This window comes from Faecalibacterium prausnitzii, from assembly GCF_049532945.1.
Taxonomy (GTDB): domain Bacteria; phylum Bacillota; class Clostridia; order Oscillospirales; family Ruminococcaceae; genus Faecalibacterium; species Faecalibacterium prausnitzii_N.
On the sequence record NZ_CP186691.1, the window covers coordinates 1,754,245 to 1,768,761 of the forward strand.

Annotated in this window: 14 protein-coding genes and 1 other RNA gene; 11 read left to right on the forward strand and 4 right to left on the reverse strand. The window is 56.7% G+C overall.

From position 1 onward, the window contains the following. Window positions 1-68: 68 nt before the first annotated feature. Window positions 69-406: RNase P RNA component class A (gene rnpB, locus ACNQFG_RS08765), an RNA gene on the reverse strand. Window positions 407-513: 107 nt separating this feature from the next. Here rnpB and ACNQFG_RS08770 point away from each other — a divergent pair. The 3 genes from ACNQFG_RS08770 (at window position 514) to deoD (ending at window position 4,257) form a co-directional block, all read left to right on the forward strand. Then, the gene (locus tag ACNQFG_RS08770; protein WP_423404602.1) at window positions 514-1,440 is read left to right on the forward strand and encodes an RluA family pseudouridine synthase; all 927 of its coding nucleotides are present in this window, start codon (window positions 514-516) and stop codon (window positions 1,438-1,440) included. A gap of 130 nt (window positions 1,441-1,570) precedes the next feature. Continuing rightward, window positions 1,571-3,460: a peptidoglycan DD-metalloendopeptidase family protein gene (locus ACNQFG_RS08775; RefSeq protein WP_423404603.1), complete on the forward strand. Its 1,890-nt coding sequence runs from the start codon at window positions 1,571-1,573 to the stop codon at window positions 3,458-3,460. Between the two features lie 77 nt (window positions 3,461-3,537). Next, entirely contained in the window at window positions 3,538-4,257 is a 720-nt protein-coding gene (gene deoD, locus ACNQFG_RS08780; RefSeq protein ID WP_423404604.1) for a purine-nucleoside phosphorylase, read from the forward strand. Window positions 4,258-4,312: 55 nt separating this feature from the next. Here deoD and ACNQFG_RS08785 read toward each other — a convergent pair whose 3' ends face one another. Then, window positions 4,313-4,576 carry a Txe/YoeB family addiction module toxin gene (locus tag ACNQFG_RS08785; protein ID WP_097792576.1) on the reverse strand — a complete coding sequence of 88 codons (264 nt, stop codon included), beginning with the start codon at window positions 4,574-4,576 and terminating at the stop codon, window positions 4,313-4,315. After that, window positions 4,577-4,843: a type II toxin-antitoxin system RelB/DinJ family antitoxin gene (locus ACNQFG_RS08790; RefSeq protein WP_097792575.1), complete on the reverse strand. Its 267-nt coding sequence runs from the start codon at window positions 4,841-4,843 to the stop codon at window positions 4,577-4,579. A gap of 150 nt (window positions 4,844-4,993) precedes the next feature. On the opposite strand from ACNQFG_RS08790, the gene ACNQFG_RS08795 reads away from it, so the two are divergent. From ACNQFG_RS08795 to ACNQFG_RS08825, 7 genes are all read left to right on the forward strand, one after another. Next, window positions 4,994-5,452 (forward strand): GNAT family N-acetyltransferase, encoded by a 459-nt coding sequence (locus ACNQFG_RS08795; RefSeq protein ID WP_423404605.1) that lies wholly within the window; start codon window positions 4,994-4,996, stop codon window positions 5,450-5,452. A gap of 16 nt (window positions 5,453-5,468) precedes the next feature. Then, window positions 5,469-5,918, forward strand: a complete 450-nt coding sequence (locus ACNQFG_RS08800) for a cytidine deaminase (protein WP_423404606.1) — start codon at window positions 5,469-5,471, stop codon at window positions 5,916-5,918. A 208-nt stretch (window positions 5,919-6,126) separates the two neighbouring features. Then, complete coding sequence (locus tag ACNQFG_RS08805) at window positions 6,127-7,302, forward strand: BMP family lipoprotein (protein WP_423404607.1); 1,176 nt, start codon at window positions 6,127-6,129, stop codon at window positions 7,300-7,302. Between the two features lie 373 nt (window positions 7,303-7,675). Further along, window positions 7,676-9,190, forward strand: a complete 1,515-nt coding sequence (locus ACNQFG_RS08810; protein WP_044953477.1) for an ABC transporter ATP-binding protein — start codon at window positions 7,676-7,678, stop codon at window positions 9,188-9,190. Window positions 9,191-9,193: 3 nt separating this feature from the next. After that, window positions 9,194-10,363, forward strand: coding sequence for an ABC transporter permease (locus ACNQFG_RS08815; RefSeq protein WP_005940077.1), 1,170 nt, complete (start codon window positions 9,194-9,196; stop codon window positions 10,361-10,363). A gap of 1 nt (window position 10,364) precedes the next feature. After that, complete coding sequence (locus ACNQFG_RS08820; protein WP_097774807.1) at window positions 10,365-11,282, forward strand: ABC transporter permease; 918 nt, start codon at window positions 10,365-10,367, stop codon at window positions 11,280-11,282. A 172-nt stretch (window positions 11,283-11,454) separates the two neighbouring features. Further along, window positions 11,455-12,774 (forward strand): thymidine phosphorylase, encoded by a 1,320-nt coding sequence (locus tag ACNQFG_RS08825; RefSeq protein ID WP_423404608.1) that lies wholly within the window; start codon window positions 11,455-11,457, stop codon window positions 12,772-12,774. Window positions 12,775-12,824: 50 nt separating this feature from the next. On the opposite strand, the gene ACNQFG_RS08830 is transcribed toward ACNQFG_RS08825, so the two are convergent. Next, the gene (locus tag ACNQFG_RS08830) at window positions 12,825-14,042 is read right to left on the reverse strand and encodes an MFS transporter (RefSeq protein ID WP_423404609.1); all 1,218 of its coding nucleotides are present in this window, start codon (window positions 14,040-14,042) and stop codon (window positions 12,825-12,827) included. A 155-nt stretch (window positions 14,043-14,197) separates the two neighbouring features. Between ACNQFG_RS08830 and ACNQFG_RS08835 the strand changes: the two genes are divergently transcribed. Continuing rightward, entirely contained in the window at window positions 14,198-14,473 is a 276-nt protein-coding gene (locus ACNQFG_RS08835) for a hypothetical protein (protein WP_423404610.1), read from the forward strand. Window positions 14,474-14,517: the final 44 nt, after the last annotated feature.

Here is a 14,517-nt window from a genome sequence, read left to right on the forward strand (position 1 = left end):
AAAGCGGACAAGACAAAAAATAAAAAATCCCACACAAAAATGTGCGGGAATCAAAGACTGAAAAATGGAAAACGAGATAGACCGTAAGCCGGGTTCTGTATTAAACGACGATCTGTCTAGACCTGCCATTGCTGACAGGTTCGTGCCGCCTTCGGGACACGCGAGCAGCGCTGTACGTCCCATATAGGCGTTGCTTCCGGTAGGGTTTACAAAGCCGCATGGTCACCCATGCGCTGGTGAGCTCTTACCTCGCCGTTTCATCCTTACCGCATTGCTGCGGCGGTTTGTTTTCTGTTGCACTTTCCCTAAGGTCACCCTCGGCTGCCGTTAGCAGTTACCGTGCTCTGTGAGGCCCGGACTTTCCTCAGAGCGGTCAAAGCCGCCCCGCCGCCGTATGTTCCACTCGTTTTCCGCTCCTCATGATACCATAAAAAAACAAGAATTGCAAGTGGAGGCAAAATTTGTTATAATAATTTATATATGGCGTAAAGATTTCGGGGAGGTGGCACAGGGATGAAACTGATCTTTCCGGTGCCGCCCGAAGCTGACGGCGCGCTGCTGCGCAATTTTCTGCGCCAGTGTGCCGTTTCTACCGACCTTGCCCGTGCAGTCAAGTTCCGGGGCAGCGGCTTCTGGGCTGGTGGACAGCCCATCCTGGCGAACCGCCGGGTCGAAGCCGGGCAGGACATTTGGTTCGAGCTGCCTGCTGACGGGGCCGGTGTGGCCCCGCAGCCGGAGATCCCGGTAAACGTGGTCTATGAGGATGCCTTTGCAGTGGTGCTGGAAAAGCCGCCGCATCTGGCCGTGCACCCCACCCTGAACTATCCGCTGGATACGCTGGCCAACGGCTATGCGGCCCGGATGGAGGCGCGGGGCGAGAGCCCGGTGTTCCGCCCGGTGAACCGTATCGATAAGGACACCAGCGGCCTTGTTCTGGCTGCAAAGCACGCCTACGCTGCGCCGCTGCTGGCCCGGAATGTGGAAAAACTCTACTATGCCGTTGTGGAGGGAGAGCTGCCGCTGGGTCCGGGCGTGATCGACGCGCCCATTGGCCGCCAGACGGAGAGCATCATTGGCCGCTGCGTGACCCCGGACGGCAAGCCCAGCCGTACCGAGTATACCATATTAAAAGCAGAAAACGGCCTGAGCCTTGCAGCCTGTGTGCCGGTAACGGGCCGCACCCATCAGATCCGGGTGCATTTTGCGTCCATCGGCCACCCGCTGGCTGGGGATGACCTTTACGGCGGGAGCCGGAAGCGCATTGGGCGGCAGGCGCTGCACTGTGCAAGGCAGAGCTTCCGGGTGCCGGAATACGAGATGACGCCGGAGGGCATCCGCATCACGGTGCCGCCTCTGGAACAGAGCCGGGCCGTCACCGTGAAAAGCCCGCTCCCGCCCGATCTGCGGGCACTTTTCGGGGAAGACCCCCTGGAAATATGAAAACTAAGTGAAAAGTCCGTGAAAGGTCTGCCCAATTTTTGTGAGGGACCTTGTTTCAGCGCGGACGGCGTGTATAATTGAAATAAATTTGTGATTTTTGATCCTTACAGTCAGGAAGGAGCAACCCCTTTTGATTGATGAAAAGACAAAGGAGCCGATGCAGGAGGTTCCGTCAGCACCGCCGGTGAAGCACAAGCGGACGCTGCGGTCCCTCTGGGCACAGCTCCAGTGCAGCCGGCTGCTGCAGAAACACCGCTTCCGCCGGAAGACGCAGCGCCGCATGAACGACCTTTCGCAGAAGCTGCGGGGGAGCGCTTTGGTGCTGCGGGTGGGCGAGACCCTGTATGCGTTGGGCTTTGCCGCCGAATATGCTGTGGTGCGCACGTGCCGGAATATCTCCGCCGTCGCGCGGTGGCTGGCGCACGGCATCCGCAATGTGTTCTATGAGCTGGCAGCGCTGGCGTTCCCCGGCGCTGCCCAGATGTTCCGGGACCTGTTCGGCCCGGTGATCCTCTTTTTCCGGGGCATGGGGGCACTGCTGGTGCATGCCCGCGCGGTCCGGAAGGAGAAAGGCTTCGGCACGGCCGTCAAAGCCAGCGTCCATTATCTCACCAGCGGCATCCGGCGCAACCTTCGGCTGCTGCCCCGGATGGCCATGTACATCCTGCCGGTGTGTATGCTGGCGGTGTTCGTGACGGTGTTTGACCGCACCATCCAGCAGCCCTATGCCTTGGCGGTTCAGGTCAACGGGAAGACCGTCGGCTATGTGGCCAACGAAGAAGTCTTCAACCTTGCCCGTGAGGACGTGATGGAGCGTATCAATTACGCCGGTACGGACAAGACCGACTGGACCATCGAGCCGAGCTATACCATCACGGTGGCGCATCAGGTCATGGACGAGAGCGAGACCGCCGACGCGATCCTGAAGAGCGCCAGCGACGAGATCAGCGAGGGCACGGCCCTGTATCTGGATGGTGAGCTGACGGCCGTGTGCGCAGACGGCGACGCTCTGCGCAGCTACCTGAACAGCCTGCTGGCCCCCTACGAGGAAGAGTACAAGAACGACGGGAACGTCACCGTCGGCTTCAACAAGACCGTTCTGCTCGAAGACGGCATCTACTTCAACGACAGCTTCGAGGACGACAATTCCATCGAGGATATGATCTCCGGCGTCCGCCAGCAGGAGAAGACCTACACGGTCCAGACCGGCGATACCCTGTGGTCCATCGCCCAGAAAAACGACCTCACCTTCCGTGAGCTGTGTGCGCTGAATCCGAACTTCAAGGGCGCAGCTCTGACCGAAGGCTCCAACATCCAGGAGGGCGACACCCTCATCGTGACCAAGCAGGAAGCTACGCTGGAAGTGCGCATCACCAAGGTGGAGACCTGGCAGGAGGAGATCCCCTATACCACCGAGACCACCCAGTCGAACGAATATACCAAGGGCACGACCAAAACCTTGCAGGAGGGCGAGAACGGTCTGCGTCTTGTGACGCTGCAAAACGTCTACGACGCGAACGGCACCCTGTTGGAACAGACCGTCGTTTCCACCCAGACCCTCAAGGAGGCCGTGCCCAAGAAGGTGGTCGTCGGCACCAAGAAGGTGACGAACAAGACCGCCTACATCACCGGCAGCGGTCAGTTCATCTGGCCGGTGCCCGGCTACCGGAACTGCTCGCGCTGGTACGGCGGCAGCCACAAGGGTGTGGATATCTGTGCGGCTGCCGGTACGCCCATCTACGCATCGGCGGGCGGCACCGTGACCAAGGCCGGCTACAACAAGGCCGGTGCCGGTACGGGTTATGGCTACTCCATCATCATCAGCCACGGCAGCGGCTACACCACGGTGTATGCGCACTGTCTGTCGCTGACCGTCAGTGCAGGCCAGAGAGTCCGTCAGGGCCAGCTGATCGGCTATGTGGGCAGCACCGGACGCTCCAGCGGCAACCACTGCCACTTTGAGATCCGCCGCAGCGGCTCGTATCTGGCACCGCAGAACTTCTTCCCCGGCAAAAGATAAGGAAAAAACCTCTCGTTCTGCTGCGTGATGCCTGAGAGGTTCATTATAACATAACCAAAGAAAAGGAGACGATTACTATGGCAACTCCCCACATCGGCGCCGAAAAAGGCGATTTTGCAAAGACCGTCCTGATGCCGGGCGATCCTCTGCGTGCAAAATTCATTGCGGACACCTTCCTCAAGGATGTGCGTCAGGTGACCGGCGTGCGCGGCATGCTTGGCTTTACCGGCACTTACGAGGGCCGTCCCATCAGCGTGATGGGCAGCGGCATGGGCATGCCGTCCATTGGCATTTATTCCTATGAGCTGTTCAAGTTCTACGATGTAGAGAACATCATCCGCATCGGCTCTGCCGGCAGCTATACCGACAAGGCCAAGCTGTTTGACGTGGTGCTGGCCGCCGGTGCTGTGAGTGAAAGCAACTATGCCCGTGTGCAGAGCGGCTTTGAAGGGGACATCACGCTGCCCAGCCAGAGCCTGAACGACAAGCTGCGCGCTTCTGCCGCAAAGCAGGGCATCCCCCTCATCGAGGGAAACATCCACTCTTCGGATGTGTTCTACCGTCAGCCCTCCGATGCAAAGCCCACCTACTGGGAAAAGCTGCGCGACGAGCGCGGCTGCCTGTGCGTGGAGATGGAGAGCTTTGCCCTGTTTGCCAATGCACAGGTGCTGGGCAAGAACGCTGCCTGCCTGCTGACCATTTCCGACAGCTTTGTTTCGCCGGAAATCACCACGGCAGAACAGCGCCAGAAGAGCTTTACCGATATGATGAAGGTAGCACTGGGTGCAGAATACTGATTATGGGTTGAAAAGAAAGAGGGGGACGGCTGCCACACGGTAGCTGCCCCTCTTTTCAGGTGTCATCATAATGCCCGAAGCAGGACGCGATGATGATGTTTCCGTCCTGCTCTTTATAAACGATTCGGTGTGTGTCGTCGATTCGGCGGCTCCACCAGCCGCTCAGATCGCCCTTCAACGGTTCGGGTTTTCCGATACCCTCATAGGTGTTCCGCTGGATGTCCTTCAATAGAGTATTGATCCGTTTCAGCAGCTTTTTGTCCCGCGTCTGCCAAAGACAGTAATCCTCCCAGGCTTCCTCTTCCCAAAGCAGTCTCATTTAATCTACCTCGATCAGGTCATGTTCGGTCAGCTTGGCTTTTCCGGTATCAATATCGTGTACGATCTGACGCAGGTGATTGATGTTGCTCTCTGCGTAGAACGGGTCAGCAGAGACCTCAAACGGAATGCGGTGCTCGCGCGAGACTTTCTTTGCAAAGATCGTGAAAGCGGTCGTCATGGAAAGGCCCATCTCGGCGCAGACCTCTTCCATACTGCGCTTCAGATCCGGGTCCATTCGAAAATTCACGTTGACTGCGTTTGCCATATATCTCAGCCTCCTTCTTAAACCTATTATAAGCACTTGTAATGAAAAATACAAGAAATTTCATTACAGAAAATGTGAAAAAAACGGAACGCTTGCGGGAAAAGAAGGAATGGGGTATACTTTAATTGATATGAAAAAGGAGGAAGGACAATGGAAAAGCAGGGAAGGAAAACTATTCCCATCACCCCATCGCTCCGCCTCGTTCCCTATTACCCAGCCTACGAGACTACGCTTCCGTGGTATCAGGATGCAGAGCTGTGCCACCAGGTGGATAATCAGGAACGCGTTTATGATCTATCCATTCTGAAAAACATGTATGAGTATCTGAACGCCCATGGCGATCTGTTTTACATCGAGTATGAAGGAATCCTCTGCGGCGATGTTTGTTTACAGACCAGCGGAGAAATTGCCATTGTGATCTGCAAGGCATACCAGAACCGGCACATCGGGCGGGCTGTGGTAGAAAAGATCTTGGAGCTGGCACGGGAAAAGGGCTACCCGGAGTGCTTTGCGGAGATCTATTCGTTCAATGCACAGTCCCAGGCAATGTTCCGCTCAATAGGATTTGTGCAGAAGGATGCAGAAATGTTTGTTTATCCGCTGAGATAAAAAGGAGGACTACACCATGACGAATCTGACCCTGGAAGAAAAGAAGGAGCTCATCCGCATGGCGCTGAAGGCCCGCGAGGGGGCCTATGCGCCCTATTCGGACTTTCTGGTCGGCGCGGCGCTGCGGGCGGAGGACGGCCGCGTCTTCACCGGCTGCAACGTGGAGAACGCTGCCTTTACCCCCACCAGCTGTGCAGAGCGCACGGCTCTGTTCAAGGCAGTGAGTGAGGGCGTGACCCGGTTCACCGACATTGCCGTCGTGGGGGCCCGCCGCGGCGAGGTGAACGAGCAGATCACTTCTCCCTGCGGGGTGTGCCGCCAGGCTCTGTTTGAATTCGGCGGGCCGGAACTGAACGTTATCATGGCAAAGACACCGGAAGACTTTATCGAGCGCAGCATGGACGAACTGCTGCCCTTCGGCTTTGGCCCCTCCAATGTGGCGGGCAACAAAGCGGTGGAGGAATGAGGCCGCAGACCGGGCAGGAAAAGCGCAAAATTGGACAAAAAGCAAGACTTTTACGCGAATTTTACAAAAAATCTGTAAATATTTTGTAATCAGAAATTCCTTGCTTTCGTCACAGATCCCGGCTATACTTGGTTCAATAAATGTGCCAGTGTGCACATTTGGAACGTAAAACGAAAGTTTTCAAATCACATAAAAGGAGAGTTTGATTATGATGATTTCTCGTCGTAATTTCCTGGCTGTGGCTGGTGCCGCTGCCGCTGCCGCTGCTCTGACCGCTTGCGGTGGTTCTTCCGCTTCTTCCACCAGCACCGCTTCTTCCGCTGCTGCTTCTTCCGCAGCATCTGCTGGCTCTGAGGCTGCTGGTAAGATCACGAAGGTCGCTCTGACCTGCGATACTGGCACGATCGATGATGAGAGCTTCAACCAGGCATGCTGGACTGCTGTTTCCGGCTACATGGGCGATGACTGCCAGTACTACATTCCCGAGGCTGACGCTTCCGATGAGGACCGCGAGACCATGATCCGTCAGGCTGTCAACGACGGCGCTGATGTGATCGTCTGCGTCGGCTACCTGTACGGCGCTTCTCTGGCATGGGCTGCTGACCAGTATCCCGATGTCAAGTTCATCGCCATCGATGTGACTCAGGGCGATATCGGCACCGACGCTATCCCTGCTAACTGCTACTGCATCACCTTCAAGGAGGAGCAGGCAGGCTATCTGGCAGGCTACGCCATCGCAAAGGACGGCAAGACCAAGCTGGGCTTCCTGGGCGGCATGGCTGTTCCCGCTGTTATCCGTTACGGCTACGGCTTCGTGCAGGGCGCTGACGCTGCTGCTGCTGAGCTGGGTCAGAACATCGAGATCAACTACTTCTATGGCGGCCAGTTCTACGGCGATGCAAACATCACCTCCCGTATGGAGGGCTGGTACTCCAACGGCACTCAGGTCGTCTTTGCCTGCGGCGGCATCTACACCTCCGCTGTTGAGGCTGCTCTGAAGAACAATGGCTACGTCATCGGCGTTGACGTTGACCAGAACTACATCGGTGCAAACGGCGTTGCAGATGGCACCTACGCTTATAACCCGTTCATCACCTCTGCTATGAAGGGCCTGTCCGCTGCGGTCGAGACTGCTCTGACCGACATCGAGGGCGGCGAGTGGAGCGAGATCGCTGCCACCAACGGCAACTTCGGTCTGGAGGACGGCGATTATATCGGCCTGCCCACCGATGCAGACAGCTGGAACTTCGAGTCCTTCACCACCGACGAGTACGAGGAAGTCAAGGGCAAGATCAAGAGCGGCGAGATCACTGTTGATAACAGCTCCGACGACGCTACCAAGCCCACCGTCAGCGAGTTCACCACCGTCAACTACATCCAGTAATTTTTCTGTAGTCTGCGAGGCTGCCTGCATCACTCTTTCCGGCATTGCTTGCGCAATGCCACTTCCCTCAATGAGGGAGGCTTTGATTGCGGGCCGTCACGTTCAGGCTCCCTCCCAGAGGGAGCAGACGCGGCGGGGCTGTGACGGAGGGAGTGGGTGCAGCAGCCTCTTTTTGCAATTTCTGGAAAAAACGTCTCGCAGAAAACTGTTCAGGTTGCACAAAAGTCATACTTTTGACAGGACAAATCCTTAAAAATTCAAAAAGAAGTGTGCAAACCGGCAAAAATACGGTATAATGAGAGACAGAATAGTATCGGTGTCGAAACGACACGAAAGGAGAGTGAGCAGATTGGCAGAGGATTTTGTGATCGAAATGCTCCACATTACCAAGGAGTTCCCTGGAATCAAGGCAAACGACGATATCACCCTGCAGCTGCGCAAAGGCGAGGTACATGCCCTGCTGGGCGAGAACGGCGCCGGCAAAAGTACGCTGATGAGCGTGCTGTTTGGCCTGTACCAACCGGAAGCTGGTCAGATCCGCAAAAACGGCAAGGAGGTTGTCATCCGCAACCCCAATGATGCAAACGCACTGGGCATCGGCATGGTGCACCAGCACTTCAAGCTGGTGGAATGCTTCAGCGTGCTGGACAACATCATTCTGGGGGTGGAACCCAACAAGATGGGCTTTTTGCAGAAGGCCGAGGCACGCAAAAAGGTGATGGCCCTGAGCGAAAAGTACGGCCTGCGCGTGGATCCGGATGCACTGATCAGCGATATCTCTGTTGGTATGCAGCAGCGTGTTGAGATCCTGAAGATGCTGTACCGCGACAACGAGATCCTGATCTTCGACGAGCCTACCGCAGTGCTGACCCCGCAGGAGATCGACGAACTGATGGAGATCATGCGCGGGTTCAAGAAGGAAGGCAAGTCCATCCTGTTCATTACCCACAAGCTCAACGAGATCATGGCGGTGGCAGACCGCTGCACTGTTCTGCGCAAGGGCAAGTATATGGGCACCGTGGACATCAAGGACACCACCAAGGAAGAGCTTTCCCGCATGATGGTTGGCCGTGATGTGCAGCTGCAGGTGGACAAAAAGCCTGCCAACCCCGGCGAAGTGGTGCTGGATGTGGAAAACGTTACCATGCACAGCGCCCAGCACAAGAAGGATGCAGTCCGGAATGTCTCTTTTCAGGTGCACGCCGGTGAGATCGTCTGTCTTGCCGGTATCGAGGGCAACGGTCAGACCGAGTTCGTCTACGGCCTGACCGGTCTGGAAAAGATCAGCAGCGGCAAGATCACACTGGACGGCAAGGACATCACCAACGAGTCCATCCGTCAGCGTTCCAAGGACGGCATGAGCCACATCCCGGAGGACCGTCACAAGCACGGTTTGGTGCTGGACTACAGTCTGGAAAACAACATGGTGCTGCAGCGCTACTGGCAGCCCGAGTTCCAGAAGGGCGGCTTTATCCGCAGCGATAAGGTGCGCGAATACTCTGATAAGCTGATCGCGCAGTATGATGTGCGCAGCGGTCAGGGCAGCCTGACCACCGTGCGCAGCATGTCCGGCGGCAACCAGCAGAAGGCCATCATTGCCCGTGAGATCGATAAGGACCCAAAGCTCTTGGTGGCAGTCCAGCCAACCCGCGGTCTGGACGTTGGTGCAATTGAATACATCCACCGTCAGATCGTGGCCGAGCGCGATAAGGGCACGGCTGTGCTGCTGGTCAGTCTGGAGCTGGACGAGGTGATGAACCTGTCCGACCGCATCCTTGTGATGTACGAGGGCGAGGTCGTGGGCGAATTTGACCCCAAGACCACCACCGTGCAGGAGCTGGGCCTGTATATGGCAGGCGCACGCAAGCAGGGAAAGGAGAGCAAATAACACATGAACAAGAAAAAACTTTCCCACAGCAGTCTGAACAGCTCCATCACCAGTGTGCTGGCTGCTCTGCTGTGCATCCTGATCGGCCTTGTGGTTGGTTTTCTGGTGCTGCTGGCCATCAACCCGGCTCACGCATGGGGCGACGGCTTTGTGCGCATCCTGAAGGGCGGCTTCCATGACGCACCCTACGGTGTCGGCAAGGAGCTGGCAAATGCGGCTCCCCTCATTATGACCGGTCTGTCTGTGGCGTTTGCCTTCAAGACCGGCCTGTTCAACATCGGTGCGGCGGGTCAGTATACGCTGGGCGCTTACGGCGCTCTGTACTGCGCCATCATGCTCAAGCTGCCGTGGTTCGTCTGTCTGATCGCAGCCACCATTCTGGGCGGCATCTGGGGTGCGATCCCCGGCTTCTTCAAGGCCTACTTCAACATCAACGAGGTCATTACCTCCATCATGTTCAACTGGATCGGCCTGTATCTGGTCAATGAGCTCATTTACCAGAACGGCACCGGCCCCATGTACGATGTGCGCAACACCCGTACCATCAACATCAGCAAGAACGCCGATTACGCTCAGTCCATCATCCCGGATTTCGGCCTGAACAAGCTGTTCCAGACCAACAGCACCACCATTGCCATCTTCCTGGCGGCAGCAGTGGCAGTTCTGATCTGGGTGGTGCTGAACAAGACCACCTTCGGCTACGAGCTCAAGGCAGTCGGCCTGAACAAGAGCGCTGCCCGCTACGCCGGTATCAACGAGAAGAAGAACATCATCCTCTCCATGGCCATTGCCGGTGCGCTGGCCGGTTTTGGTGCGGGCCTGTACTATCTGTCCAATGTGTCCCAGTGGAACCCGCTGAACTCCACCAGCCTGCCGACAATGGGCTTCAACGGCATTTCCGTTGCACTGCTGGCAAGCTCCAACCCCATTGGCACCATTTTCTCGGCAATCTTCATTTCCCATATTTCGGTGGGCGGCTCCTTCCTTTCCACCAAGTATTACCCCACTGAGATCTCGGACTTGATCAGCGGTATCATCATCTACCTGTGTGCATTCTCCATGCTGTTCCGCGGCAAGATCCACGCACTGCTGTTCAAGAATGCCGATAAAACCAATGTGAACGCAGAGCCTGCTGCTCCTGCAAAATCTGCAACCGAAAAGGAGGGCAAGTGATATGCTGCTTCTGATCAAATATACGCTGCTGTATGGCATCGTTCTGATGCTGGTGGCACTGGGCGGTATGTTCAGTGAGCACTCCGGCATCATCAACATCGCACTGGAAGGCATCATGGTCATTGGCGGTGTGGCGGGTGTTCTCACCCTGACCATGCTGCCTGCCGAAATGCCGGTATTCCTCGTGGTGCTGATCTCTGTTCTGGTGGCGGCACTGGCCGGTATGGTGTACAGTCTGCTGCTGGCCTTTGCCTCCATCAACCTGAAGGCGGATCAGACTATCGGCGGCACGGCCCTGAACCTGCTGGCCACGGCCATCGCGGTGGTCCTTGCCAAGAATTTCAGCGATAGCGGCAGTGCAAAGCTGAACTACACCAACAGGCCCTTCCTGTTCAGCATCGGCGGGCTGGAGCTGAGCATTTTTGTGCCGCTGGGCATCATTCTGCTGATCATCAGCTATGTGGTGCTGTACAAGACCCGCTTTGGCCTGCGCCTGCGTGCCTGCGGCGAGCATCCGCAGGCAGCGGACTCTGTGGGCATCAATGTCTACAAGATGCGCTATGCCGGTGTTGTCATTTCCGGTGCACTGGGCGCGATCGGCGGCATGGCCTACATCGTGCCCCCGGTGCAGACCTGGAACTTTGAGGTGGGCGTGGCCGGTGCAGGCTTCCTTGCCATGGCTGTTATGATCTTTGGCCAGTGGAAGCCCTTCAACATCTTTGGCGCAGCCATGTTCTTTGCTGTGTTCAAGAGTCTGGCAAACATTGCAGACTCCACCTTCCTGGCACAGCTGCACTGGTCCAGCAACATCTACAACATGATGCCGTTCGTGGCGTCCATGATCATTCTGGCGTTTACCTCCAAGAACAGCATGGCACCCAAGGCAGAGGGCATCCCCTACGACAAGGGATCCCGCTAAAACGACGATTTGTGTTCCCAAAACAAGGGCGCAGCTGCTTTTTCCGGGCGGCTGCGCCCTTTTTGGCTTGAAATTGGGCAAAGTTTACAGAATGATACTTGCTTTTGTTTGGAATTTTGCTATACTATATCTTACAATGTCGTACTATTGAAAAAACGAGGAGCGTGATACGATGCGCGTTTATGATCTGATTGCAAAAAAGCGTGACGGCGGTACGCACAGCCGTGAGGAGCTGGAGCAGATCGTCAATGGCTATGTCAGCGGAGAAGTGACTGATTACCAGATGGCTGCATGGATGATGGCTGTCTATCTGCGCGGCATGACCGATGAGGAGACCGCAGAGCTGACCGATGTGATGGCTCACAGCGGTGTGATGGTGGATCTTTCGCCCATTCCGGGCATCAAGGTGGACAAGCACTCCACCGGCGGCGTAGGTGACAAGACCACGCTGGTCATTGCCCCCATCGTGGCGGCCTGCGGCGTGAAGATCGCCAAGATGAGCGGCCGGGGCCTTGGCCATACCGGCGGCACCATCGATAAGATGGAGAGCGTGCCCGGCACCAGAACTGCCCTCTCACAGGAGGAGTTCTTTGCGCAGGTGAACAGGATCGGTCTGTCGGTCATTGGCCAGAGCGAGGGCATTGCCATTGCAGATAAAAAAATGTATGCCCTGCGGGATGTGACCGCAACCGTCAGCTGCATCCCACTCATCGCATCCAGCATCATGTCCAAGAAACTGGCTTCCGGCTCGGATGCCATCCTGCTGGATGTGACCACCGGCACCGGAGCTTTTATGAAAACGGTAGACCAGAGCATTGAGCTGGCCAAGCTGATGGTATCCATTGGCACCCATCACGGCCGCCGGGTGGCTGCCATGATCACCGATATGGACACCCCGCTGGGCCATAACATTGGCAACAGTCTGGAAGTCATGGAAAGCATGGATGTGCTCAAGGGCCATGGCCCCGCCGACCTGACCGAGGTCTGCCTGCAGCTGGCGGCGAACATGCTGGTGCTGGCCGATAAGGGCACTCCTGCCGAGTGCCGCGCCATGGCCGAGACGGCGATCGCCGATGGCTCTGCCTTTGCTAAGTGCAAGGAGATGTTTGCGGCGCAGGGCGGCGATACCCGCGTGCTGGACGATTACGACCGGTTCGAGAAGCCCGCTGCCCGCTATGAGCTGCTGGCCGAACAGGATGGCTACATCACGGCCAATGACGCCGAGAAGATCGGCTCTGCCAGCGTACTGCTGGGTGCGGGCCGACAGAAAAAGGGCGACCCGCTGGATTTTGCCGCCGGCATCACCCTGCATAAAAAGCGCGGCGACTACGTAAAGAAGGGCGAGAGTCTGGCTACCTTCTACGGCGCAGCCGATAAGTTTGACGCTGCCGCCGCCGAGTACCGCAGCGGCCTTGGATACGGCCCTGAGAAGCCGGAGGAAGCCCCGCTGGTGTATGCCCTCGTCACCAAAGATGGTGTGGAACGGTATTAAGAGATCAAAAAAAGGCAGGGCCGGGAGAAATCCCGGCTCTGCCTTTTGTGTCAGTTCTGCTTTTGTACGATCAGCCCACTGAGGGCAACGGCAAGCCCCAGAAGAACGAGTCCAGCTCCGGCCTGCCCGAAAATGTCCCCGATTGCACCCACGAGCGGGCTGGCGGGAATCATCAGCAGACTGTAGGCTATGTTGTCCATGCTGATGAGAGTGGCCCGCTGGTCACTGGGGATGGCATCGTTCATCCGTCGGTTCTCGTGCAGGAGCCAGGCACCCAATACGCCTTCGGCCAGCATACAACCCAAAATGCCCACCAGTGCAGGCGCGGCACCCACGCAGAGGCATCCGATGCCGCAGAGCAGGGCACAGAGGGTATAAAACCGCCGGAAACTGTGCAAGTGGATTCGACGACCCCATTCCGTACCCAGCATAGCAGCCAGATTGCTGAACAGTAACGGAAGAAACAGCAGCGAAGTGGGATATCCCAGTTCTACCAGACGCTGTTGAAAGAACATGATGCTCAGATAGTTGGAGCCGCTGATGACGGCGCTGGACAGAATGAGTCTCCCGACTGACGGGCAGGAGCGGAGAACCCGCAGGCTGTCCTGGATCAGCTGAGCAAATTGGGCGGGCAGCTCCCGCAGAGGATGCTGCTTCCGGCTGGCCTGCGTTTCGGTGACGATGGGTTCCTCTAAACGTGTGATGGCAAGGGTAGAAATGCTCTCAAAAGCGGCGCTCAGAAGATAAAATCCGGAAAAGCCCAGAAATTTGTGCAGAAGACTGGTCAGTGAACCGAGGGCATTGGTAACATTTGTGATCTGGTACTCATTGGCCGACACTTGAATGTAATCTTGTTCGCGGCCCGCTTGCTTCAAGCTGTCGTAGGTCAGTGCAGAACTGGTGCCGGAGAACAGGGCGTTGGACAGTGCGTTCAACGCCATAGCAAGGCAGATGACAAACAGGTTCGGGGCAAAGGCTATCAATAAGTTGTAGGCCACGACCAGGACACCGCCCAAGACGAGGGCGCGCTTACGGCCGAACAGGTCAGCGGCCATCCCGCTGGGAATCTCGGCCAGCAGACTGACCGTATAATAGATGCTTTTGGCAAGACCGATCTCTAGCAGTGAGAAGCCCCGCGCGGCCAGCAGGGCCACCCAGACCGCATCCGTGATGCGCAGGCCGGAGAAGAAATCGGAAAGATAAATACAACGGAGCTGTCTTTTCAGGTTGAGCGGATGGTTCATGGGAACACCCTTTCTATTGAACAAATCGATTTCAAAATAGAAAGTGCGCCTTTTTGATGATCCTTCGTACAACCTCTCAGTCTCGCTGACGCTCGACAGCTCTCCTGGTAGGAGAGCCTCTGGCGAAACCGGACACGCGGTGTGGACTGCCAAGGCCTCTCCTACAAGGAGAGGTGGCAATGCGAAGCATTGACGGAGAGGTTGTATCAAAACTGCGTTTGGAAAAGAAAAAACGCACAGCAAAGCTGTGCAGCGCAAAATTTATGCTCCACGCTTTGCTGGAAGAACTATCTGCCAATGAGGACAAGACCCGCACGTTCACGCAAAAAAGACCTGTGTGTTCCGCAGGGCCTGCCCGGTATGCCAATGGCTTCCCCTTCGGGGGAGCTGGCTACACAGCAGATGGAGAGGGATATCCCCTAAAAATGGGCGCACTTCGAGCCGGAAACGCTTAATCTACGACGCGGGATTTCGAGTAAACCACGCAGCAGTTCCGACC

What these genes read in the sequence shown, in the direction of transcription:
- ACNQFG_RS08770 (WP_423404602.1), top strand. Translation starts at nt 514, where the DNA reads ATGAAACTGATCTTTCCGGTGCCGCCCGAAGCTGACGGCGCGCTGCTG.
- deoD (WP_423404604.1), top strand. Translation starts at nt 3,538, where the DNA reads ATGGCAACTCCCCACATCGGCGCCGAAAAAGGCGATTTTGCAAAGACC.
- ACNQFG_RS08785 (WP_097792576.1), bottom strand. Translation starts at nt 4,576, where the DNA reads ATGAGACTGCTTTGGGAAGAGGAAGCCTGGGAGGATTACTGTCTTTGG.
- ACNQFG_RS08790 (WP_097792575.1), bottom strand. Translation starts at nt 4,843, where the DNA reads ATGGCAAACGCAGTCAACGTGAATTTTCGAATGGACCCGGATCTGAAG.
- ACNQFG_RS08795 (WP_423404605.1), top strand. Translation starts at nt 4,994, where the DNA reads ATGGAAAAGCAGGGAAGGAAAACTATTCCCATCACCCCATCGCTCCGC.
- ACNQFG_RS08800 (WP_423404606.1), top strand. Translation starts at nt 5,469, where the DNA reads ATGACGAATCTGACCCTGGAAGAAAAGAAGGAGCTCATCCGCATGGCG.
- ACNQFG_RS08805 (WP_423404607.1), top strand. Translation starts at nt 6,127, where the DNA reads ATGATGATTTCTCGTCGTAATTTCCTGGCTGTGGCTGGTGCCGCTGCC.
- ACNQFG_RS08810 (WP_044953477.1), top strand. Translation starts at nt 7,676, where the DNA reads ATGCTCCACATTACCAAGGAGTTCCCTGGAATCAAGGCAAACGACGAT.
- ACNQFG_RS08815 (WP_005940077.1), top strand. Translation starts at nt 9,194, where the DNA reads ATGAACAAGAAAAAACTTTCCCACAGCAGTCTGAACAGCTCCATCACC.
- ACNQFG_RS08820 (WP_097774807.1), top strand. Translation starts at nt 10,365, where the DNA reads ATGCTGCTTCTGATCAAATATACGCTGCTGTATGGCATCGTTCTGATG.
- ACNQFG_RS08825 (WP_423404608.1), top strand. Translation starts at nt 11,455, where the DNA reads ATGCGCGTTTATGATCTGATTGCAAAAAAGCGTGACGGCGGTACGCAC.
- ACNQFG_RS08835 (WP_423404610.1), top strand. Translation starts at nt 14,198, where the DNA reads ATGCGAAGCATTGACGGAGAGGTTGTATCAAAACTGCGTTTGGAAAAG.